The organism is Prosthecobacter sp. SYSU 5D2 (genome assembly GCF_039655865.1).
Taxonomy (GTDB): domain Bacteria; phylum Verrucomicrobiota; class Verrucomicrobiia; order Verrucomicrobiales; family Verrucomicrobiaceae; genus Prosthecobacter.
In genome coordinates this window covers 1-19,078 of the sequence record NZ_JBBYXL010000017.1, presented here as the reverse complement: position 1 = coordinate 19,078, position 19,078 = coordinate 1, and the positions used below count along the sequence as shown (strand labels likewise).

The 19,078-nt window shown below is 57.7% G+C and carries 19 protein-coding genes; 4 read left to right on the top strand and 15 right to left on the bottom strand.

Going from position 1 to position 19,078, the window contains the following annotated elements:
- Positions 1 to 136 precede the first annotated feature (136 nt).
- A complete protein-coding gene (locus WJU23_RS22820; protein WP_346334949.1) occupies positions 137 to 748 on the top strand; it encodes a superoxide dismutase in 612 nt (203 codons plus the stop codon).
- A gap of 124 nt (positions 749 to 872) precedes the next feature.
- On the top strand, positions 873 to 2,102 hold the full coding sequence (locus WJU23_RS22815; protein WP_346334948.1) for a PQQ-binding-like beta-propeller repeat protein: 1,230 nt from the start codon (positions 873 to 875) through the stop codon (positions 2,100 to 2,102).
- 95 nt (positions 2,103 to 2,197) lie between these two features.
- Here the strand turns inward: WJU23_RS22815 and WJU23_RS22810 are convergent, their stop codons facing one another.
- The 11 genes from WJU23_RS22810 to WJU23_RS22760 all read right to left on the bottom strand — a co-directional run bounded on the left by WJU23_RS22810 (position 2,198) and on the right by WJU23_RS22760 (position 12,734).
- Positions 2,198 to 2,842: an NAD(P)H-dependent oxidoreductase gene (locus WJU23_RS22810; protein WP_346334947.1), complete on the bottom strand. Its 645-nt coding sequence runs from the start codon at positions 2,840 to 2,842 to the stop codon at positions 2,198 to 2,200.
- Between the two features lie 75 nt (positions 2,843 to 2,917).
- Complete coding sequence (locus tag WJU23_RS22805; protein WP_346334946.1) at positions 2,918 to 4,144, bottom strand: type II secretion system F family protein; 1,227 nt, start codon at positions 4,142 to 4,144, stop codon at positions 2,918 to 2,920.
- 18 nt (positions 4,145 to 4,162) lie between these two features.
- The gene (locus tag WJU23_RS22800) at positions 4,163 to 4,645 is read right to left on the bottom strand and encodes a prepilin-type N-terminal cleavage/methylation domain-containing protein (RefSeq protein ID WP_346334945.1); all 483 of its coding nucleotides are present in this window, start codon (positions 4,643 to 4,645) and stop codon (positions 4,163 to 4,165) included.
- Positions 4,642 to 6,240 (bottom strand): hypothetical protein, encoded by a 1,599-nt coding sequence (locus WJU23_RS22795; RefSeq protein ID WP_346334944.1) that lies wholly within the window; start codon positions 6,238 to 6,240, stop codon positions 4,642 to 4,644. The genes WJU23_RS22800 and WJU23_RS22795 overlap by 4 nt, the downstream gene beginning before the upstream one ends.
- Positions 6,241 to 6,252: 12 nt before the next feature.
- Positions 6,253 to 7,257 carry a hypothetical protein gene (locus tag WJU23_RS22790; protein WP_346334943.1) on the bottom strand — a complete coding sequence of 335 codons (1,005 nt, stop codon included), beginning with the start codon at positions 7,255 to 7,257 and terminating at the stop codon, positions 6,253 to 6,255.
- Complete coding sequence (locus WJU23_RS22785; protein WP_346334942.1) at positions 7,254 to 8,006, bottom strand: hypothetical protein; 753 nt, start codon at positions 8,004 to 8,006, stop codon at positions 7,254 to 7,256. Before WJU23_RS22785 ends, WJU23_RS22790 begins: the two co-directional genes overlap by 4 nt.
- A gap of 6 nt (positions 8,007 to 8,012) precedes the next feature.
- Entirely contained in the window at positions 8,013 to 8,591 is a 579-nt protein-coding gene (locus WJU23_RS22780) for a hypothetical protein (protein WP_346334941.1), read from the bottom strand.
- 22 nt (positions 8,592 to 8,613) lie between these two features.
- On the bottom strand, positions 8,614 to 9,165 hold the full coding sequence (locus WJU23_RS22775; protein ID WP_346334940.1) for a hypothetical protein: 552 nt from the start codon (positions 9,163 to 9,165) through the stop codon (positions 8,614 to 8,616).
- A 29-nt stretch (positions 9,166 to 9,194) separates the two neighbouring features.
- A complete protein-coding gene (locus WJU23_RS22770) occupies positions 9,195 to 10,064 on the bottom strand; it encodes a hypothetical protein (protein WP_346334939.1) in 870 nt (289 codons plus the stop codon).
- A complete protein-coding gene (locus WJU23_RS22765; protein WP_346334938.1) occupies positions 10,051 to 11,115 on the bottom strand; it encodes an ATPase, T2SS/T4P/T4SS family in 1,065 nt (354 codons plus the stop codon). The genes WJU23_RS22770 and WJU23_RS22765 overlap by 14 nt, the downstream gene beginning before the upstream one ends.
- A 14-nt stretch (positions 11,116 to 11,129) precedes the next feature.
- Positions 11,130 to 12,734 (bottom strand): choice-of-anchor K domain-containing protein, encoded by a 1,605-nt coding sequence (locus WJU23_RS22760; protein WP_346334937.1) that lies wholly within the window; start codon positions 12,732 to 12,734, stop codon positions 11,130 to 11,132.
- Between the two features lie 252 nt (positions 12,735 to 12,986).
- On the opposite strand from WJU23_RS22760, the gene WJU23_RS22755 reads away from it, so the two are divergent.
- The gene (locus WJU23_RS22755) at positions 12,987 to 15,014 is read left to right on the top strand and encodes a hypothetical protein (protein WP_346334936.1); all 2,028 of its coding nucleotides are present in this window, start codon (positions 12,987 to 12,989) and stop codon (positions 15,012 to 15,014) included.
- A 111-nt stretch (positions 15,015 to 15,125) separates the two neighbouring features.
- On the opposite strand, the gene WJU23_RS22750 is transcribed toward WJU23_RS22755, so the two are convergent.
- On the bottom strand, positions 15,126 to 15,773 hold the full coding sequence (locus WJU23_RS22750; RefSeq protein WP_346334935.1) for a hypothetical protein: 648 nt from the start codon (positions 15,771 to 15,773) through the stop codon (positions 15,126 to 15,128).
- 251 nt (positions 15,774 to 16,024) lie between these two features.
- Between WJU23_RS22750 and WJU23_RS22745 the strand changes: the two genes are divergently transcribed.
- Positions 16,025 to 16,504: a peptidylprolyl isomerase gene (locus WJU23_RS22745; RefSeq protein ID WP_346334977.1), complete on the top strand. Its 480-nt coding sequence runs from the start codon at positions 16,025 to 16,027 to the stop codon at positions 16,502 to 16,504.
- Positions 16,505 to 16,678: 174 nt separating this feature from the next.
- On the opposite strand, the gene bcp is transcribed toward WJU23_RS22745, so the two are convergent.
- From bcp to WJU23_RS22730, 3 genes are all read right to left on the bottom strand, one after another.
- On the bottom strand, positions 16,679 to 17,152 hold the full coding sequence (bcp, locus tag WJU23_RS22740) for a thioredoxin-dependent thiol peroxidase (protein ID WP_346334934.1): 474 nt from the start codon (positions 17,150 to 17,152) through the stop codon (positions 16,679 to 16,681).
- Positions 17,153 to 17,293: 141 nt separating this feature from the next.
- Entirely contained in the window at positions 17,294 to 17,746 is a 453-nt protein-coding gene (locus tag WJU23_RS22735) for a hypothetical protein (protein ID WP_346334933.1), read from the bottom strand.
- A 619-nt stretch (positions 17,747 to 18,365) separates the two neighbouring features.
- The gene (locus tag WJU23_RS22730; protein ID WP_346334932.1) at positions 18,366 to 18,857 is read right to left on the bottom strand and encodes a hypothetical protein; all 492 of its coding nucleotides are present in this window, start codon (positions 18,855 to 18,857) and stop codon (positions 18,366 to 18,368) included.
- Between the last annotated feature and the right edge of the window lie 221 nt (positions 18,858 to 19,078).

Below are 19,078 nucleotides of genomic sequence, written 5' to 3'. Positions count from 1 at the left end.
GCAAAAAAAATCGCGCCGGAGCAAAGCCTCATCTCTGATGGCAGGTTCATTCTGTTTTCAGCTGGATGTCTGGCACCTTCTTCTTGCTCTCGTGCGTAACGCCCTTTACCTACCTTTCTAACCCAAACCAAACATTATGGCTCATACACTGCCCGCACTCCCCTACGACAAGACGGCGCTCGAACCGCACATTGACGCCGCCACGATGGAGATCCATCACGGTAAGCATCACAACGCCTATGTGACCAATTTGAACAACGCCATCGCCGGCAAGGCCGACCTTGAGGCGCTTTCCATCGAAGATCTCTGCAAAAACATCAGCTCTGTGCCTGCCGATATCCAGGCAGCCGTCCGCAACAACGGCGGCGGTCATTTCAACCACAGCCTGTTCTGGAACATCATGGGCCCCAATGCCGGTGGCGCGCCGACCGGTGAGCTGGCCGCAGCCATTGACGCCGCCTTCGGCAGCTTCGATGCCTTCAAGGAAGCCTTTGCCAAAGCCGGTGCCACCCGCTTCGGTTCCGGCTGGGCCTGGCTCGTCGTCAAGGACGGCAAAGTCGCCGTCACTTCCACACCCAACCAGGACAATCCCCTCATGGACGGCAGCGGCACCCCCATTCTGGGCTGCGATGTCTGGGAGCACGCTTATTATTTGAAATATCAGAACAAGCGCCCTGACTACATCGCTGCCTGGTGGAATGTCGTCAACTGGACCGCCGTGGCAGATCTCTTTGCCAAGGCCAAGTAAGACCTCCTCATTCTTCAGCGGAGCTGCCCACAAAGCAGCTCCGCTTTTTTATGCGTGAGTTTGGCCGTCTGTATCTGCAGCGGTTTTGATTGAATCCCCGTCATCAAACCGATACTGTTTTCCTATGATGCGTTACGTCCTGCCCCTGCTCCTCGCCACCAGCCTCCATGCTGAGAACTGGCCGCAGTGGCGCGGTCCCCGCCTGGATGGCACCAGTCATGACCGGGGTTTCCCCATCGGACTGACGGAGAAAACGCTCACCTGGAAGACTGAGCTGCCGGGCGAAGGCCATGCCTCCCCCATCGTCTGGGGAGACCGCGTCATCACCGTCGCCTCCTTGCCGGATGAGCAGCAGCGCGTCATCCTCTGCCTGGACCGCGCCAGCGGCAAACTCCTCTGGCAGAAGCCTGTCCTCACCACCGGCCTGGAAGGCAAGCACCGCCTCAACAGCCACGCCTCCAGCACCCCGGCCACCGATGGCGAACTCATTTTCACCGCCTTTCTCGATCAGACTGAGGTCGTCGTCAGCGCCCATGATTTCTCCGGCAAACAAGTCTGGCAGGTCCGCCCCGGCACCTTCGCCAGCAAGCACGGCTTCTGTTCCAGCCCCATCCTTTTTGAGGACAAAGTCATCGTCAATTGCGACCACGACGGCCCCGGTTACATCGTCGCCTTCGCCCGTGCCGATGGCCGCGAGCTCTGGCGCATCCAGCGGCCGAATCAGACCCGCAGCTACTGTGTGCCACTCATTCGTGAAATGGCCGGGCGCACTCAGATGGTCCTCAGCGGCAGCAAATGCATCACCAGTTATGATCCCCGCACCGGCAGCCTCATCTGGATGATGGACGGCCCCACCGAGCAGTTTGTCGCCTCTCCTGTCTTCGATGAAAAGTCCGGCCTGTTGCTGGTCAGCGGCGGTTTTCCAGAGCATCACATCCTGGCCATCCAGCCCGATGGATTTGGCGATGTCACCCAGACCCACATCGAGTGGCGCACCAACAAAGGCGTCGCTTACGTGCCCAGCCCCATCTGTGAAAACGGTTGGTTCCTCATCGTCAGCGATTCCGGCATCGGCCATTGTTTTGATGCCAAGACAGGCGAGATCGCCTGGGAGGAGCGCATGAAAGAGCACCATGCCTCCCTCGTCAGCGCGGAGGGGAAAGTGTTTTTCATCAATGACTTCGGCACGATGCGCAGCCTCAAGCCCGGTAAAAATTACGACGTCCTGGCCGAAAGTGAACTCGATGAAAAAGTCTTCTCCTCCCCCGCCATGAGCGAGGGACAGATCTTCATTCGCGGCAGCCAAAGCCTCTTCTGTCTGGGCAAGCGCACAGCAGCGACGGCGGCAAGGTGATTTCAGGGTTCGGAGTGCCGCATTTATGGGGTGATTGGGGGGCTTCGAGGCTCATTGATTCCGCACAAACGCGGTACTCCGAACGCCGAACCCCATCACCGGTACTCCATCACGCTCCCCGCCTCAAAGCGCACCTTCGGCAGGCTGGCATAGCGGTCATCCGGGTGCCGGTAACCTGCCGGGCACAGCACCGCGGCTGTCCATCCCTCCGCCTCCAGGCCTAACAGCTCATCAAACTTGGCCGGCACAAAACCCTCCATCGGGCAGGTGTCCACGCCCAGCAGCGCCGCGCTGAGCATGAACTGCCCGAGCGCGATGTAAGCCTGCAGTTTGGCCCATTGTTCCAGCCCGCCCTGGGCTTCCATGCCATCGCGAAAACCCGTCAGCATTTTGCGGAATCCCATCAGCGCATCTGGGGTGCCGCCGCGCACCTCCGCCATGCGCATCAGGTTCGCATCAATATGCGCCTCCGGCATCACCTTCGGCACCGCCATGACGATGAGATGAGATGCATCGCTGACCTGCCTCTGGTTCCAGGCATGAGGCACCAGGGCCTCACGCAAAGCCGCATCCTGCACCACGATAAACCGCCACGGTTGCAGGCCGAAGCTGGACGGCGTCAAAACCAGCGAGGCCTCCAGCGTCGCCCAGGTCTCGGCAGGGATTTTTTTGGCCGGGTCGAAGACCTTGCAGGCATAGCGCCAGTTCAGGGCGGAAAGGAGATCGTTGGCAGAAGTCATACAGGCACAGCTAAGTGCCCGCAGGTTTCCCCAGGGTCAAACAGGAAGTGCGTACATCCACCGCACCTGCCAGGGTTACTTCTTCTTCAGGATCACATCGCCCAGGCTGAACATCGGCCCATAGATCGCATAGATCAGGAAGCCCACCATCACGCCGAGGATGAGCATCGTCAACGGCTCGATCAGCTTGTCCAGGGAGGCGGCCATGTTGTCCAGCTCCTCCTCATAGTCATCGGCGATCTCTGCCAGCATTTCCGTACCAGAGCCCGTTTCGGAGGCCAGTTCAATGAGACCGCATAGGTTTCTCCCGTCCGCCCCCAGCCAGTGGGATTCCATCAAAAAGCCCTCATGCAGAGTCCGGCCCACGCTGATGTGATCCCGCAGGCGGTTGAAGAACTCTTTGTAATGATAGTGCCAGGTGGCCGAAGACGTGATCTCCAGCGCACTCGTCAGCCTCACATTGGATTCTGTGAGCATGGCCAGCGTGCGAAACCCGGAGGCTGCTGCCGATTTGCGCACCAGCATCCCTACCACCGGGATCTTCAGAGCCAGGTCCTGCACCCACTTCAGCGCAGTAAACTTGCTGAAGTTGGAAAAGAAGATGTACAGGGCCACCAGCGGGGCCGCTGCCATGTAAGGCTGATGGATGAACAAATTGGACAGGGCGATGAGTGACTTGGTGGCGAAGGGAAGCTCCGTACCGAAGTTCAAAAACAGCTTCGACATGGCAGGCACCAGCGTGAAGCTCATGATGATGACCACAATGACGCCCAGCACCGTCACCACCGCAGGATAGATCATCGCGCCCTTCAGTTTTTTGAGGGTCTTCGAGGACTTCTTTTGGGCCACGCCGATGCGCTTGCACACGCGGGCAAGCTGGCCGGCCTCTTCACCTGCGATGATCAGGGACAGGATGTCCTCAGAAAAAATATCGCGATAGCGGGACATCGCATCGCTGAACTTTTCCCCCATGGAGATGGAGTGGATCACTTCGGCGATCATGCCTTTGTAGCGGGCGGAGACGACGCGGTTGACCTGCAGCTTCAGGCTTTTGGTCATGCTGATGTTGCGCTCCAGGCAGCGGCCCAGGCCGGAGAAAAAGGCGGCGCAGTCATCCGTGCCACCTTTGGGCGAGGTCATCCTCTGCAGCTTTTCATCCGGGCCGGTGATGTCTTCGATGGAGGCCGTTTCATTAGCGGAAATGCCGGACCCGATCAGCGCCTTTTCATGCGTGTCCGTATCCACCATGGAGATGCTCTTGTGGCCCGTGTTGACATTGGTGATGGTGACTTTTTTCAGCATGGCGGCGGGGTATGGAGATCAGCGGGTCACGGTGCTTGTGCGCAGCAGCACAGGCAGGCTGGGCCGATAAACACTGAGGGTGAAATTGGAGCCCTGAATTTTCTCTGCGGGATTGGCGGCGACATTCACCGAAGCGCTGACGATGGCGGTCTGCAGCGTGCCCAGGCCTTCCGGACTGGTGGTGCCGGTCTCAATGAGAAAGGGGGTTCCGTTGATGGCTTCATTCAGGCGCACACTGTTGGCGACGGAGGGCATCACCGCCCCGATGTTGGACGGGTCCTTGCTGCCGGTGGGGCTCATGCCGAGCTGCCACAGCCGGGCCATGTTTTCCTGATAATTACGTGTGATGGCGGTGCGCCAGGCCAGCTCCTCCTGCAGCATGAGCGAGCTGCTCAGGCTCACCGCCGCAGCGGCGCTGACAGCGATGACGGCGGCTGCGGCCAGCACCTCGATGAGGGTGTAGCCACGGCGTAAACCGGTTGCAGCAAATACCGTTTTCATAAGTCCTTTGGAGGAGGGTCCGGAAGAAAGAAAGTTTCCAGCCACGCATCCCGCGGCAGCAGGGATTCATACGTCGGGCTGGTTTCAGCCTTGGTTGGTACGGCCTTGTCAGATTTAAAAGTCAGCCTTTCAGCTCTCGGACCGGTATTCCTGTCACGGATGAAGGTCCAGTTGGTCATCACCCCGCCGATCCAGGTGATGTCATAGGCGCTGTTATCATGCAGCCTCAGCCGGATGTTCTGCCCTTCATTGATGAGCGTCATGCGCCAGCGCAGTTCACGGCCCGTCAGGGGATCCCCGGTCCATGTGAAAATCATCTCCGTTTTGTCGAATTTCAGGGAGTTGGTATTGAGCGAGCTGAACTTCTGAATGCCCAGGATCAAAGGCCGGTTGTTCTCGTTTTTGAAGGCGATGTTGCGCAGCGGCTGGGAGGTGCCTTGCAGGAAAGTCACGATGACCGGACTCTGCTGTCCTGCCTTTTCGTACTGGTCCACAGTGTTCTGTCCTTCAATGACGATCTGGTTTACAATGCTGCCCAGCCGGCTGTCAATGAAGAGGTGCTTTTTCAGTCCGGCCACGTTGATGTACAGGGTCCTGAAAGGAACAGGGTAGCCGCCGTTGGCATAGTCAGGCGGCGGGACATCGGGCGTGTCATAGAATTCGGCCAGCCGGCATCCCGAAATAACTTTGGTCTCGTCATAAACACTCAGCAGATCATATTTTTCCAGTGGCATGGCCATCAGGGAATTTTCCGGATTGGCCTCGTTGTTGATGACATTCAGGTACCCGTCAAACAAACGGCCGTCCGTGCTGCTGTCAGGGCCTGAGGAGCTTGGCACAGCCGAAAGATTGGAAGGGATCAGCTTTTCATTTTCCAGTCCGGTGCCCCGGATGGGATAGCTGCCGGCGGCATCATAGGACTGGATGTAAACCGCCTTGGACTGCATCGGCAGCGTGACCGCTCCTGACCCCCTTGCAAACAGGGAAGGGGGATGCCGGACGACCACGCGTCCTTCCACCCGGTAAGGTGCGGTGGTCCGGTGGACATCCAGGATCTCATTGTCGGGATACTTGTCCGGTTTCCGGTAAACCACCACCAGGTCGCCATTGAGCACTGGACAGTGGCTTTTGAGAAGCAGATGGGCCGTGAAGGGATCCAGCGCTACGCCCGTGGGCATGGAGGGCCGGAGAAATTTCAGAGGCAGGAAATAGCTGCCTCCAGGGCGCAGACCCGTTTGATTATACGGGGTGACTCTGTCAGTGCCAAGGACACTGTAAAGCCCCAGGTCTTTCCAGCCGCCCGCAGTATCAATGCCGCCACCGTTGCCCCCCAGGAGCAGGGCCGATTTCGCAGCCAGATCTGTCTCAGGGTCAAAACCCTGGTTCATGGCTGTCTGCCAGGACAGCAGGCGGGAGTTTTCCAGGGAAATGCGACGTTGCACCGCAGATTCCAGCCAGCTCACCTGGATGGCACGGGTGCTGATGATCGTCACCCAGGAGGCCAGGAACAGCCCGCTGCACAGCATCATCAGCAGGGCCACACCCATCAGGGCGCCGCGCTTGGAGGATGCAGGATAGGGGAGACGGGATTTCATGGAAAACCAAGGTCAAAGGGCAGGGAACATCGGCACGGTAAACATGAAGGAGGTGCGTCCCCCCATGTGGTTGTAGGCGTGCTGCGGGGTCGTCGGAGCCGCCGTATTGGCCTGGGCTCCCAGATGGCGTGCGGCAGGATCAGGCCACCAGACAAAATAAAAGGGGCGCTCGGCGGCCAGCTTAAAGCGGTCAATGGGCATGCCTTCCTCAAAGGCCCGGCGTGTGTGGCGCTCGAAGGTCACAAAGAGAGGCGTAAAGCCATCCGTGCTAAAACCTGCCGCACTGGTCGCCAACGGATTGGCCGGTGGATAGAATACCCGGTATGCAGAGGAAAATACCAGTGAATAAGCATTGCCCTCAGGAACAGGGGACGGATCGGCATATCGTTTGACACTGGCGTGAAACCCCATGGCCTTTTTGGGGTCGGTGAAGCGGATCACATCAATGTCATAAATGGCCTGCACGCGCAGATAGGAATCCGTGCCTGTGTAGCTGAGGATGAAGATGCTCGCATTCGGTGGCAGGCTGTTGTTCCCCATGCCTGGATTGCGGAAATCCACATATTGGGTCAGTGGCACGCCCGCCACGCGGATGATGTGATTGCGGAACTTCTGCGGCATGTCCAGCTCGTCATCCGTCTCCGCATTGTAAGGGATGTAGGCAGGCTTCCAGGTGTTGTCCACGCCCTCATTTCGCGGCAGGCAGAACACCGCCGTGGCACTGAGCACATCGTGGTAAAACTGTTCGCGCAGTTTTTCCGCTTCAGCCAGGCTGCCAAAGGAGGGCGCGACATGGGTGTCCCGGTAATCGCTGCTGTTGTTGTTAAAAAACGTGCTCAGGCGGTCGGAGGTCAGTGGCACATCCACCACGGTAGCCACCTGCGGCTGGCTGCGCACCAGGGTCCCGTAGCTGACCACCATGGCGCCCATGACCAGGGCGGAGAGGGCAAGCACGACCACCAGCTCCATGGAGCTGAAGCCGCTGCGTGCTGCTGCTGGCCGGCCCAGGGTTTTCATTTGGCTTCAGGCGGACGGTTGCCAAACAGCATGCGCAGCACTGATGCTTCCGGAACATTGGCCGGTGGCGGTGCAGGCTGCGGGGCTGCTGGTGCGGGAGTTTTAGGCGCTGCCGGAGGGGTGGCTGGTGCGGGCTCCGCCGGGCGGACCGTGGCCACTGACGAAGCGTCCTCTCCTGAGCGGGGAGAGAATGCGGAGACCCCGGACCGGCGCAGGGTGCCCATGCCATTCCCCCCGGAACCTGAGCTGGTGCCACCCGCTGGCATGCGGTAGCGCACTGTGGGTGACCCGTCCATGGGGATGACAAGAAGCTTGGGGGGAAGCCCTGTGGGCTTTTTTTCCACCCAGACCAGTTCGATGGCGGACGTGGTGATGGATTTCACACGGAGAACCACCTGCTGGTCTGGAATGACAGGCGGAACCTCCATGCCGGGTTCCAGCCGCATCCCGCCCAGCATCACCCGCATGCCGTTGAGGCCGGAGGCCGCACCGCCAACGGGCATTCGCAGCAGCAGGTCACGCACCTGGTTTTCTTCTGTGCTGCTGTCATCATCCTGGCTGCCGTCTGAAAGGGATTCAAAAGGGTTGTTTTCTTCCGGCTTCACCATTTCCGGGGTTTTTTCTTCAGGCAGGATGAGGGTGTATTGAACACGCTCATTTTCATCACCCGCTTCATCCTGTGCCCGGGCGCTAAGCCCGGAAAGCACGGTGATGAGCAGGCAGCCTGGAATAACAAGAAATCGTTTCATGGGAGGTCAGGCCTTTTTCTTGGATTTCGCAGCATCCGGTGCTGCGGAGAGATTGATCAGCGGGGTCTCCAACGACAGGTCCAGCCGCAGCTGCCGGGCAGAGCTGCCGCCGGTGATCCGGCAGGCCTTTACCCGGGCCAGGGGCAGCCTTTTTTCGATATCCCCCAGCCAGTTCTGCACTTTCGCGTACTCATCCTCAATGACCAGGGTGGTGAGGACACTTTTGGGAATGATTTTGTTGTCGCGTGCGGTTTTAACCTCCGTTTTACGGGAGCGCACCAGGGTGATGCCGCGCTCACGCAGGCTGAATTCGATGATGCCCTCCACCTCCTGCTCGGTCTGCGCTTTGTCCACATACGGGACCCAGGCCTGCAGGAAGCGGCGGATCTCCTCGGTTTCGGCCTTGGTACGGGCGGTCAGGATTTCCGAAGCCTGGCGGGCTCCTTCTGCGGTGAAGGCATCCTGCTTGGCCGTTTCGGCAGAGTTTTTCATGGCGGTCACCTTGTGGTGCACCGTCTGGGCAAAGTAGGTCACCAGGCCGATGAACATCATCAGCACCACACAGGCGAGTTGCTTGGGATTCATGTATTAAAGGGGGGGGAAGGGGTTACTGCTCCTGGCGGACCAGTGTGGAGCGATATTCAATGACGTCTCCCGTCTTGGTCTGCTGGGGGGAATAGGACCGGTAGTTCAGGCGGGAGATGCTGCTTTCGATCAATGCGACCTCGTTGGCGGAGCCGCCGTTGATGCGCACCGTCAGGGACAGGTTGGAGGGCACCTGGTCGCTGCGCTCGATGGAAAGGTCGGAGAGCCTGACCTCAGGCGGCATGGCCCGCGCGATGGCCACGCTGATCGGCTGCAAATTGCGCGCACCTTCCACCCACTTGGCCACGTCTTCCGCCCTGGCCGTCTCTTCGTCCAGAGCCAGCTTTTCGGCCATCTGCTGCTGGGTCGCGCTTTCATGCTCCAGCTTCACTGATTCTGCCGCCAGCTTGTCTTCCTGCGCACGCTTGTAGGCCATGTAGTCCATGGTCATGAAATAAGTGCCGCCGACGAGGGCCAGGTAAAAGGCCACCGGCACCAGCTTGAAGGAGTTTGGCAGCCGCTTGGAGGTGTCGTTGCGCGGCGTTTTGAAATCGTGGCAGATGTATTCGGACATGGTCGCGGATGGGAAAGGAGGGCTGGCAGTCAGTGGCTGCCGATGATTTTCCAGAGCAGGTCTTCCTGGGTGAGGTCGCTGGCGCCGATGCGCTCCAGATGCACAAAGAGTTCGGAGCGGAACTTGGCGTCCTGCCCGTCACTGATGAAATAGATCGGGCTGCCTTGCGGCACCTTTTGGATGAGCGGACTGATGATTTGGAGGGATGTCTCCACGGCATCCGGGCCCAGGCCGCTGCGGCAGCGCAGCTCCTTCCACTGGCCCTCCTGCTGCACCAGCACGGCGATGGAGCCCTCACATGCGGAGATCAATATCATGTTAGGCTGTACGCTGCCACGCTGCGCCACATAGAGCTGGTGCACGGCATATTCAGTGAGGGCAAACAGCCCACAGCAGACGCGGCCGGGCCGGATGCCAATGGTCTTCAGCACATCCTCCGTCACCTTCACCATGCTTTCCTCACAGGCCAGCAGCATGCTGCCGGAGCTTTCCGGGTGATGGCAGATGGCGTAGCGCTTGCCCCGGTCAAACTTGGGTCCCAGCACGGCACGCGGATTGGTGCGCAGCAGGTTCACGCAGTTTTCACCGCGCATCATGTTGTTCTCCAGGCTCATGATGAAACGGTTGTTTACCGAGACCACACACCAGCCTCCGTCCGCCATCTGCCGCCATTCATCGGCACGCTGCGGGGCGATGTCGGCAAACTCGCCCTCCATGACGCCGCCGTCTTCAAAGCGGCCCTTTTTGTTGAGCCCCCGCCAGCTTGTCTGGTTGCGGCCGACATTAAGAAGAAGAGTCTTGCGCCCCTCAAAGCGCTTGCTCCAGGACACGCTGGCATCGTCCGCCTCCGGATTGAAGGCGGCGAAGCTCAGTACAGATTTGATTTCATCCAACAGCATAAACAGAAGTCAGGTTTTCACGTGATAAGTAGTCATACACCTCATGCTCGGCGTATCCGGTCTTGCGCGCCTGGGTCGGCTTCCAGCCGTCCTGCTGGCGGAATGCCAGGCACCGTTCAAAGCTGATCATCCCGCGGGTGAAGCCGGCCTCCAGCTCCTGCTCCAGGTTCTTGAACTCCCCCCGCCGGATCATTCCGCACACGGAGTCATAGGGCAGCAGCAGCTCATGGATGGGGAAGCGCTTGCCGCGCGTTTCATCAAACAGCAGCCGCTGGCAGAGGATGCCACGGAAGCTGTCGGCAAAGGAGAGCATCGCATTTTCCATGCGGTCACTGGGGATCAGCTTCAGGTAGCGCTGCACCGTCTGCGCCGCGCTGGAGGTATGCAACGTGGCCACCACCACATGCCCCGTTTCCGCCGCCTGCAGGGCGATCTCTGCCGTTTCCCCATCACGAATTTCCCCCACCAGGATCACATCCGGTGCCTGGCGCAAAGCTGCGCGCAAGGATTTGTTAAAGTCCAGTTCATCCGTGCCGATTTCGCGCTGGGAAACCAGGGAAGGCGTGCCTTCCGGATACACAAACTCAATCGGGTCCTCAAAGGTCAGCACATGCTCCTGTCTGCGCTTGGCGCGCTCCAGGATCATGGAGGCGATGGTGGTGGACTTGCCTGAGCCGGTGGCACCGCAGACCAGAAACAGGCCGTTCTTGGCTTCCAGAAAGGCTTTGATGGCCGCCGGCGGCACCATCAGCTTGCTGATGTCCGGGATGCTTTCCGGCAGCAGGCGCATCACCCAGCGGGGACGGCCACGGGTGACCATCCTGTTCACCCGGTAGCGGCGGTTTCCCAGCGTCAGCGCATAGTCCACGCAGCCGGCGGTGAATTCCAGCGGCCTTTCCGGCTGGTAGATGAAAGAGTCAAAGAACAGCTTGCCGTTGCGCTTGTAGGTCAGCGGCTCCCACGGGGTGATGTAAAAGTCACTCACGCCCGCATCCTTGGAAAGATGAAGCATTCGGTAGCCCAGCTGGCTGCGTTCGTTGATGTCTTCCATGAACTTGAAAAGAATTATTGGTTTGGCACAAAGCGGCCTCTCAGCACCGCGCTGGCCGTGGCGGTTTCATAGATGTAAAACTGGTTGCCCTGAACCACGCCGGCTCCTGGGTCCAGTGTTTCCCAGCCCAGTTGCAGGCGGTACTCCACTCCATCTACGGTCACTTTGAAATCGGTGTTGGGGTTGCGCAGTTCCACGATGTCGGCGCTGGCCAGCCTGTCGGAGGTGTTTTCGGTGCTGATGAGCCCCAGGTTGATGTGCACCACGGTGGAGTGGGCGGGCTCTGTCAGGTTCAGGTTGATGCTCAGCGTCACGGCGCTGGCCTCGCTGTTATAAAAGGTGTTGCCGTTGAGCATCACCAGGTTGCCCAAATCAAACCAGACATTGGGTGTGATGGTTTCAAACTGTCCCGGTGTGAAGGTCAGAACGTTCTCCACCCCGGCATCCAGGAACTCTCCGTTGCCCAGATCCAGCTTGGTATTGCCGTGCTGGAACGTGGAGCTGGTGCTGCCGTTCTGCACCGAGGTCACCAAATTGGACCCGCCGGCAGCATTCCCCCAGGTGCCGGTGCCGGAGCCGCTGAAGCCTGAAACCAGCCGGTAATAAGTATCGGAATCCGGACTGCTTGTCCTGTACAAGGTGGTATCCGTGGCAAAGTTGCGTGCTTCCACCTTGTCTCCTGAGCTCAGAGGGATCGGGCTGCCGGAGTAGGGTTTCCATTCGCCGCCATTGACCCGGTAATCCAGTCTGGAGCCGCCGGCAGGAACATCACCTGGACTGATGGCCACTGAGGCAGGAAATGCTGCATACGGGAAAGAACGGTTGCCATCTGGCAGGATCCTGGGCCTGGGCAGCTGCTTGATGGAGGGTGCCGGTGGATCATCATCTCCACCCCCTGTATCACCCCCTCCGTCATTTCCCGCGCCGTCATCTCCGCCGTCTCCAGGATCAGGCAGCGGGGCTGGCTGGCTCGGATCAAAGGGGTTGCTCGCGCCTTTGCCATCGTTGCTGCCAGGTGTGTTGTAGGCGATATTGCCTGTGGCGGAATAGCCCCACACCCAGCCCTGGTTCTTCCCGGCCGCAGAATTGTATTTCACCACCGGGGCCGTGCGTGACTCAGTACCTGGCTGGCTGGCTGCCAGGGATTCGTCCAGGTAAAATTCGCTCACGGCATTGCCCCCTTTGGTGGTGAGTTCAAAGCGCTGGGTCTTGGGATTCCAGAGGGCCCTCTCCTGGCCGTTTTTTTCGGCGGTGCTGGTGGTCCGGGCCATGAGCCGCACATCTACCAGCCTGCCGGAGACCGGGCCTGTATGCTGTTTCCACTCAGCTTGCGGACGCGCCTTCTTCAGCCTGTCAAGCACGGTCTGGGCATTGGTCAGTCCGGCCAGCCTGCCACCATCAGAGACATAGACGGAAACCATCTGATTCAGTGTCGCCACGTCTGAAGCCAGTTTTGCGTTACGCACCGCCACCGGTTGGGAACCCATCATCGTCACTACGACGGTGATGAGGACACCCATGATGGCGATCAGCACCACCAGCTCCATCACCGAAAATCCCAAACGCGACCGCCGGGCAGGCGGAGCTGAATGAAAAGAGTGACGGGCTGCTGTTTCCATAATGGTTATGGTAAATATTTAAAGATAGCGAAATTTGTGGGTGAAATCAAATGGAACTGAAGCATTTTTATATTTTCCATATTCCAAAAGTCCAGAAATGAGGTTTTCGTTTTGAGATTGACCATGAAGAACGGCGGTCTTTCCAGAAATGAAGATATTTAGGACTTACGGAAAATATTATCATCATGGAGATAAATAATGTTTGAGTGAATTCATTGCTTCCACTATATTTATCATAACAGCCCCTTTTCGATGCATACCCCTCGTTTTCATCTCCTGGTTTTTGGCCTCGGCATCTGCCTGTCGCTGCATCCCGCTTCCGCGCAGATGGGAGGGGCGGGATTCAATTTCTCCTCTGCCCAGTACGACATGGAGTCGCAAAAGCTGCGGGATGCCCCGGCTCAGCAGTATGACTTCTCCAACGCCATCCTCTCGGATGTGCTCCGTTTCCTGGCCACAGATGCCGGGATTTCCTTTGTCTCCTTGCCCAATGACAGTCCTGAGGGATCCAGCCAGATAACCTTTTCCATCCGTTCCAGCCCGTTTCGCGTACTGGAGACCCTGTGCAAAGCCAATGGCCTGGCCATCATTCCTGACAATGGCATCTGGTATATCCGCCCGGCAGATGACAAAGAACTCATCGGCCGGGCCTACCAGATCCGCCACAATGCCATGGAAAGAGTGGACCGGGTGAGCTCGGGCGGTGGCCTGAGCCTCACACCTGTGGGTGGCGCTGGAGGTGGCGGCGGCGGCTCCGGCGGTGTCAATCTCCAGGGAAACCAGGAAACCTTCTCCGTGCGCCGTAGCGGCATCATCAACGCCATCCGCAACCTCCTCAGCCTGCCGACCGAGGAGCAGGAAAACGGGCAGGGGATGGCTGCTGATATGGGGGCTGCGATGGGGGCGGCTCTCGGCGGACCCGGTGGCGACCAGACCAAGGCGATGAATTCCAATGAACTCAGCAGCTACCGCAAGCCTAAGGTCATCTGGCAGTCCGATTCCAACACGTTGTATGTCGTCGCAACACGGCTTCAACATTTGTGGATCGAAGAATATCTCCAGGTTTCTGACAAGCCTCAGACGCTCATCGCCATCGAAGTCAAGTTCATCGAAACCACCCGTGATCCCAAACGTGAATTTGGCATTGACTGGTCAGGCACCTTTGAAACCGGCAACTTCCGGGATGTGCAGTCTGTGGAGACTGCCGTGGATTCTGTGACCGGGGAAAGAACCATCAACGTGGAATATGAAAACACGCCAACCAACGGGGGATACCGCGCGGACCTGACCAACCTGTTGAGCCCCACCAACCTGAATGCCGCCGGCGGAGCCCTCGGCTTTCCGGCTCTGGGCATCCTGAGCTCCCAGGACATCAACGTGAAACTGCGGGCTCTGTTACGGGATGAGGAAACCCAGATGACCTCCTATCCACGGATGGTTACTTTGAACAACAGCGAGGTCTCTTTTCGCAGCGTCGTCAACCAGCCCGTGCTGGATGGTACGGCCTCCGCCACCGTGGGTGCCGGGGCCACTACCACATCCTCCATCGCCTATCTCCCCATCGGCACGGTGCTGAACATCCTGCCGAAGAAAATGGATCACGACAAAATCCTGCTGAACATGGCGGTCACCGTTTCCAGCATCATCAGCACCGAGGTCATCAACGGGAACCCTTATCCCGTGGCCTCCTCCCGTGTTTATAATGCGCCTGTTGAAGTGAACTCAGGATACACGGTCGCGGTGGGCGGCCTGGATGAAGCCCGCGAGCGGGAGGGGAAAAGCGGCGTTCCTTTCCTCCACAGCATCCCTCTCCTCGGCAAGGCGTTCAAATATGACAGCAAGAGCAAAAACCACAAAAACCTCATGCTCTTCATTACTCCGCAGATCATTGATGCCCGTGACGGCGGCCTGCCCGCTGAGCCCCAGTCCGTCATTCCGCAGAAGCCTTCCCAGTATCTCCCCAAGATCCCACAGGTGGATCCCAACAGCGGGGCTATCATCGGTGGCCCGGAGTCACTTCCGAATGCCGTCGCCTACCTGACGCGCGAGACCGACATCCTGCACCACACCATCTACGAAAGCCGCATCACCCCGGATGAAAGCCGCAAGGTCAAAGAGCTCAAGATTGCCGTGGAGCAGCTGGATGCCCAGTGTGAAGTGCTGAAGGTCCAATATCCCGGCCAGCTTCACATCATCTATACCAACCAGCAGCAGCTCAAGGCGCTCCTGGACCGCAACCAGCAGATGGCCCGGCTGCTCTTCTCCAAGAAGTACTTCTGATAGGGCTTCCCACGAACCCTGTTTTTCAGGCGCGAAAAAGGCAGGAACACGGGAGATCAAACTCCTGCATTCCTGCCTTTCCGTTTTATCAAAGATCAGACCCAAGTCACGTTACCGTGAGGGGCGGCCAGACGAAGAGGAACGGGAAGACGATGGACGGGACATCGAAGGCCGCGAAGAAGAAGGAGCTGACCGTGACATGGACGGGCGGGATGAGGTTGTCGTCACCCGCGGCGAGGAAGGCCGGATTGACGGAGCGGACGAGCGGATTGAAGGACGTGAACTCGAAGGCCTGGAAAAGCTGCCACTGGAAGGGCGGCTAAGCTGGCGCGGGGCTGAAACCGACGGGATGCGTGGTGGCGCACTGGTCACCGTGCCCCGGTGGGAACTGGGACGCGCTACCCTGGAGGCATAACTGTTGTTCGCAGACTGGCGGTAGCCGCTGTGACCATGGTGGTGATGACCACGGTCATAATAGGAGGAACCAAATCCCCGGCCACCGAGGCCGAAGAAGCCCACACTGGAATACGCCGGGTAACCGCCCCAACCGCCCCAGCCACCGCCCCAGCCGCCCCAGCCACCGCCCCAGCCAACATTGTTGTAGCCGACGTAATTGTCCACCACCACGCCACGGCTGACCAGCGGTGCTCCGCCGTAATAACCGCCGCCAGCGTAACCGTAATCATCGTACGCCACACAGGAACTCAGGGCTGCGACACAGACTGCAACACCTGCCATAGAAAGGAGTTTTGTTTTCATAACTTGGGATAAGACACCTGATGCAGCCGATTTATTCAAAACCATCCGTTCTGTGCGCATTCAGTGCCTTTTGCAACACAGACAATTCCCCTTTGCAATACAGCCGTTAGCATGTCTCTTTCAGGTCACCAACCGTTATGAAACATCATCTTCCGCTTCTTGCCGCCCTCGCTTTCACGTTTGCCGGCTCGACCGGTTTAACCCAAGCCCAAGAGACCCCTGTGAGCGATACCCCACCTGTCAAAGTCGTGATGGAAACCAGCAAAGGCACCATCGAAATCGAACTCGATGCCGCCAAGGCCCCTGGCAGCGTAGCCAACTTCGTCAAATACGTGAAGAAAGGTCATTTTGATGGCACCATCTTCCACCGTGTGATCCCGGGTTTCATGATCCAGGGCGGCGGATTCACCGCTGACATGGATCAGAAGAGCACGGACGCCCCCATCCAGAACGAAGCCAAAAACGGCCTCAAAAACGTCCGTGGCACCCTGGCCATGGCCCGCACCTCCAATCCCCACAGCGCTTCCAGCCAGTTTTTCATCAACCTGAAGGACAACGGTTTCCTGGACTATCCTGGCCAGGACGGCTGGGGCTACTGCGTCTTCGGCAAGGTCAGCAAGGGCCTGGAAGTCATAGACGCTATCGCCGCAGTGCCGACGACCACCAAAAGCGGTCACCAGAATGTGCCGGTCGAAGCAGTGACCATCACTAGCGCCAAGGTCAGCGAATAAGCTTTGCAGACATTCGCCCTCTAAATTCCAGGCCGGTCATCTTCCCGATGACCGGCCTTTTTAATGTGGGCACCAGCAGAAAATGAGGTTAGCGAGCCAGGACGCAGGAGATGCGTCAATGGAATGCACATGCAGAGGATATGTGAAGGCTTCGAAGTTCGAGATCCCTCTGCCTCATATCACTGCAAGCACCTGGGCCAGATGCTCTTCCGGCTTCACCTTGGGAAACACCGCCCGGATCTTCCCATCGGGGCCGATGACAAACGTCGTCCGCTCCGTGCCCATGTATTTTTTTCCGTACATGTTTTTCTCCACCCACACGCCATAGGCGGTCACCACCTGCTGGTCCTCATCGCTCAGGATGGGGAAGGGTAGGGCGTGTTTCTGGATGAATTTTTCGTGGCTCTTCACGCCATCTGTGCTGACGCCGAAGACCTTTGCCTTTTCACGGATCTCCTCCCAGCCGTCGCGCAGCGCGCAGGCCTGTTTGGTGCAGCCGGGAGTGTCATCCTTCGGGTAGAAGTAAAGCACAACCGTCTGCCCCCGCAGGTCCGCCAGCCGCAGCCGCTCACCCTCCGCATACTCCCCGCCCACTACGGCGGCATCAAAGTCAGGGGCATCACTTCCGGGTTCAGGCTTGGCATTCATGGGCAGGAAGAACGTCCGGAGAATCCGCCTTGCCGCACCAAAAGTCAAAAAAACGGCCAGGTGCGGGCGGCCATGCACCCGCAGCCTCACCGTCTCCCTCACCCCCCCTCGGTATCAGGCTCAATGGCATCGTCCCCGGCCTCATCTGCACCCCTCACCTCCACCTAGGCGGAGCCTCAGGTTCTCCTTTTCCAGCTCCGTGAGCCGTTTGACGGTGCTCTTCTCCGCCCCTCCATGCTGTTCCTTACAGCGATGGTAAGTGGGCACGCTGACGGCCGATCTGTCGGGCGGCCTCTTCACCGGTTTTGCCTCCTGCAAAGAGACCTGCCGCCTCACGCAGCTTATTGTGATTTCTTCCGGGGTATGTCTTTTGCCCTGGGGTGTGTTTGCCGCACACTTCAGACTCTCATAACCCGTGGGGCAACTTTCAGGGTACATTCCAACCCCAGGAATCCCGCCAGCGCCACCGGGCATAACAACCCGGTCCGGCTTCTTTGAGCCCTCAAAATCAACCCCAGATGTCACAGAGAGCACAGATATCGAGAAGCCAAGGCAGCCAATCTCTGAGATCGCATCTGTGTTTATCTGTTTCATCTGTGGTTAAAAGGGTTGGCTTCTTTGAGCCCTCCAAACCTAACCACAGATGTCACAGATGTCCAAGACCTGAGCCAGCACCGCGTACAATCCCGAACAAACCACGAATGCCCACTAATGTCAGAAGCTTAAACGGGATCGTGGGAGGGATTTGGACATGAGTGCCAATTGCTGAGCATGAGCCTGTCCCGCGACAGCGGCGATGGTTTAAAGAATCCCCTCCTTTCCCCAGGCAAGCGGACGATTTCAAGGAGCGGTGACAGGCGCTAACGTGGCGGCGGGAGAAGCTGCCGGTTGTGGCGGCGGGCTGCTATTGGCAGGTACAGTGGGCCGGGACGGTGAGGGGCATAAGCTAGCTGATTTAATTAACTTCGTTTTTTGAAACGCATCCACAGCAAGGTTGTGACCGACAAGATTATCAGCAAAAGTACATATGAGTTGAAGACCTTTTCAGGCGTAACATTTGTATTGATTGCATTTACCAATTTAGAATCATGTTTTGTTTTCTTTTGAATTCTTGAATTATCGAAACGTTTTATTTCGGGAGAGGGTATGGCAGTGTCATTTAGCCGTCTATTCAACCGTTTGATATCTGGTTCTATCACGAAAGCTACTTCGGCTACCGGATGACTCGCCATTTGTAACAATATTTTTTTATCTTCCTCACCTCCATGATGGCTGAGTATCCATGCCATAGCATAACAAGTTCGTGGCTCGATCTGAATCCCTTCTCTCCTCCAAAGGTCACGCGCCGCATTAATAAAGGGCTCTTTATTAATGGAGGAAAAAAATCCAATTTGGTGAGCAAATCCGCCCTGAAGCTGTTTTCTGGATTATCATTAAAAAGCTCTAAAAGCAATGGGGTTAAATCATCCCCCCTTTTTTTAAGTTCATTTGCTGTAGCAATGTACCACCCAGGTTTCGTTCCCTCTGGACGACGAAGGATTACTTGAGCCAACGCGTACCTGAACAAAGGTGAATCATTGGGCAAAGACGCAATGCTAACTGAATCTAAGTTGACTAGATTTGTGTATGAATATTCCTCAGCAGCCAACGCATAAAGATGTATATTTAAGCATATAATGAAAGTGACATTAAACTTAATGATCATAATAGCTGGATTGCTTCATCGTTTCTATTTCACTTTCTCTAAAGCGCTTCAAATCATGATAGGTATTTGCATGAAAAACACCCATATCAGTCATAAGCAAATGTTTAATTTGTATGCCTTCTGGAAAACGGGGTCAGGCGACATGAAGCCTGATAAATCAAGGGTTCCAGCGGTATTTCCTGGGTAAAATGGCGTTTGTTATAGTGGCGGTGTCATGAGCA

What these genes read in the sequence shown, in the direction of transcription:
- WJU23_RS22820 (WP_346334949.1), top strand. Translation starts at nt 137, where the DNA reads ATGGCTCATACACTGCCCGCACTCCCCTACGACAAGACGGCGCTCGAA.
- WJU23_RS22815 (WP_346334948.1), top strand. Translation starts at nt 873, where the DNA reads ATGATGCGTTACGTCCTGCCCCTGCTCCTCGCCACCAGCCTCCATGCT.
- WJU23_RS22810 (WP_346334947.1), bottom strand. Translation starts at nt 2,842, where the DNA reads ATGACTTCTGCCAACGATCTCCTTTCCGCCCTGAACTGGCGCTATGCC.
- WJU23_RS22805 (WP_346334946.1), bottom strand. Translation starts at nt 4,144, where the DNA reads ATGCTGAAAAAAGTCACCATCACCAATGTCAACACGGGCCACAAGAGC.
- WJU23_RS22800 (WP_346334945.1), bottom strand. Translation starts at nt 4,645, where the DNA reads ATGAAAACGGTATTTGCTGCAACCGGTTTACGCCGTGGCTACACCCTC.
- WJU23_RS22795 (WP_346334944.1), bottom strand. Translation starts at nt 6,240, where the DNA reads ATGAAATCCCGTCTCCCCTATCCTGCATCCTCCAAGCGCGGCGCCCTG.
- WJU23_RS22790 (WP_346334943.1), bottom strand. Translation starts at nt 7,257, where the DNA reads ATGAAAACCCTGGGCCGGCCAGCAGCAGCACGCAGCGGCTTCAGCTCC.
- WJU23_RS22785 (WP_346334942.1), bottom strand. Translation starts at nt 8,006, where the DNA reads ATGAAACGATTTCTTGTTATTCCAGGCTGCCTGCTCATCACCGTGCTT.
- WJU23_RS22780 (WP_346334941.1), bottom strand. Translation starts at nt 8,591, where the DNA reads ATGAATCCCAAGCAACTCGCCTGTGTGGTGCTGATGATGTTCATCGGC.
- WJU23_RS22775 (WP_346334940.1), bottom strand. Translation starts at nt 9,165, where the DNA reads ATGTCCGAATACATCTGCCACGATTTCAAAACGCCGCGCAACGACACC.
- WJU23_RS22770 (WP_346334939.1), bottom strand. Translation starts at nt 10,064, where the DNA reads ATGCTGTTGGATGAAATCAAATCTGTACTGAGCTTCGCCGCCTTCAAT.
- WJU23_RS22765 (WP_346334938.1), bottom strand. Translation starts at nt 11,115, where the DNA reads ATGGAAGACATCAACGAACGCAGCCAGCTGGGCTACCGAATGCTTCAT.
- WJU23_RS22760 (WP_346334937.1), bottom strand. Translation starts at nt 12,734, where the DNA reads ATGGAAACAGCAGCCCGTCACTCTTTTCATTCAGCTCCGCCTGCCCGG.
- WJU23_RS22755 (WP_346334936.1), top strand. Translation starts at nt 12,987, where the DNA reads ATGCATACCCCTCGTTTTCATCTCCTGGTTTTTGGCCTCGGCATCTGC.
- WJU23_RS22750 (WP_346334935.1), bottom strand. Translation starts at nt 15,773, where the DNA reads ATGAAAACAAAACTCCTTTCTATGGCAGGTGTTGCAGTCTGTGTCGCA.
- WJU23_RS22745 (WP_346334977.1), top strand. Translation starts at nt 16,025, where the DNA reads ATGGAAACCAGCAAAGGCACCATCGAAATCGAACTCGATGCCGCCAAG.
- bcp (WP_346334934.1), bottom strand. Translation starts at nt 17,152, where the DNA reads ATGAATGCCAAGCCTGAACCCGGAAGTGATGCCCCTGACTTTGATGCC.
- WJU23_RS22735 (WP_346334933.1), bottom strand. Translation starts at nt 17,746, where the DNA reads ATGAAACAGATAAACACAGATGCGATCTCAGAGATTGGCTGCCTTGGC.
- WJU23_RS22730 (WP_346334932.1), bottom strand. Translation starts at nt 18,857, where the DNA reads ATGATCATTAAGTTTAATGTCACTTTCATTATATGCTTAAATATACAT.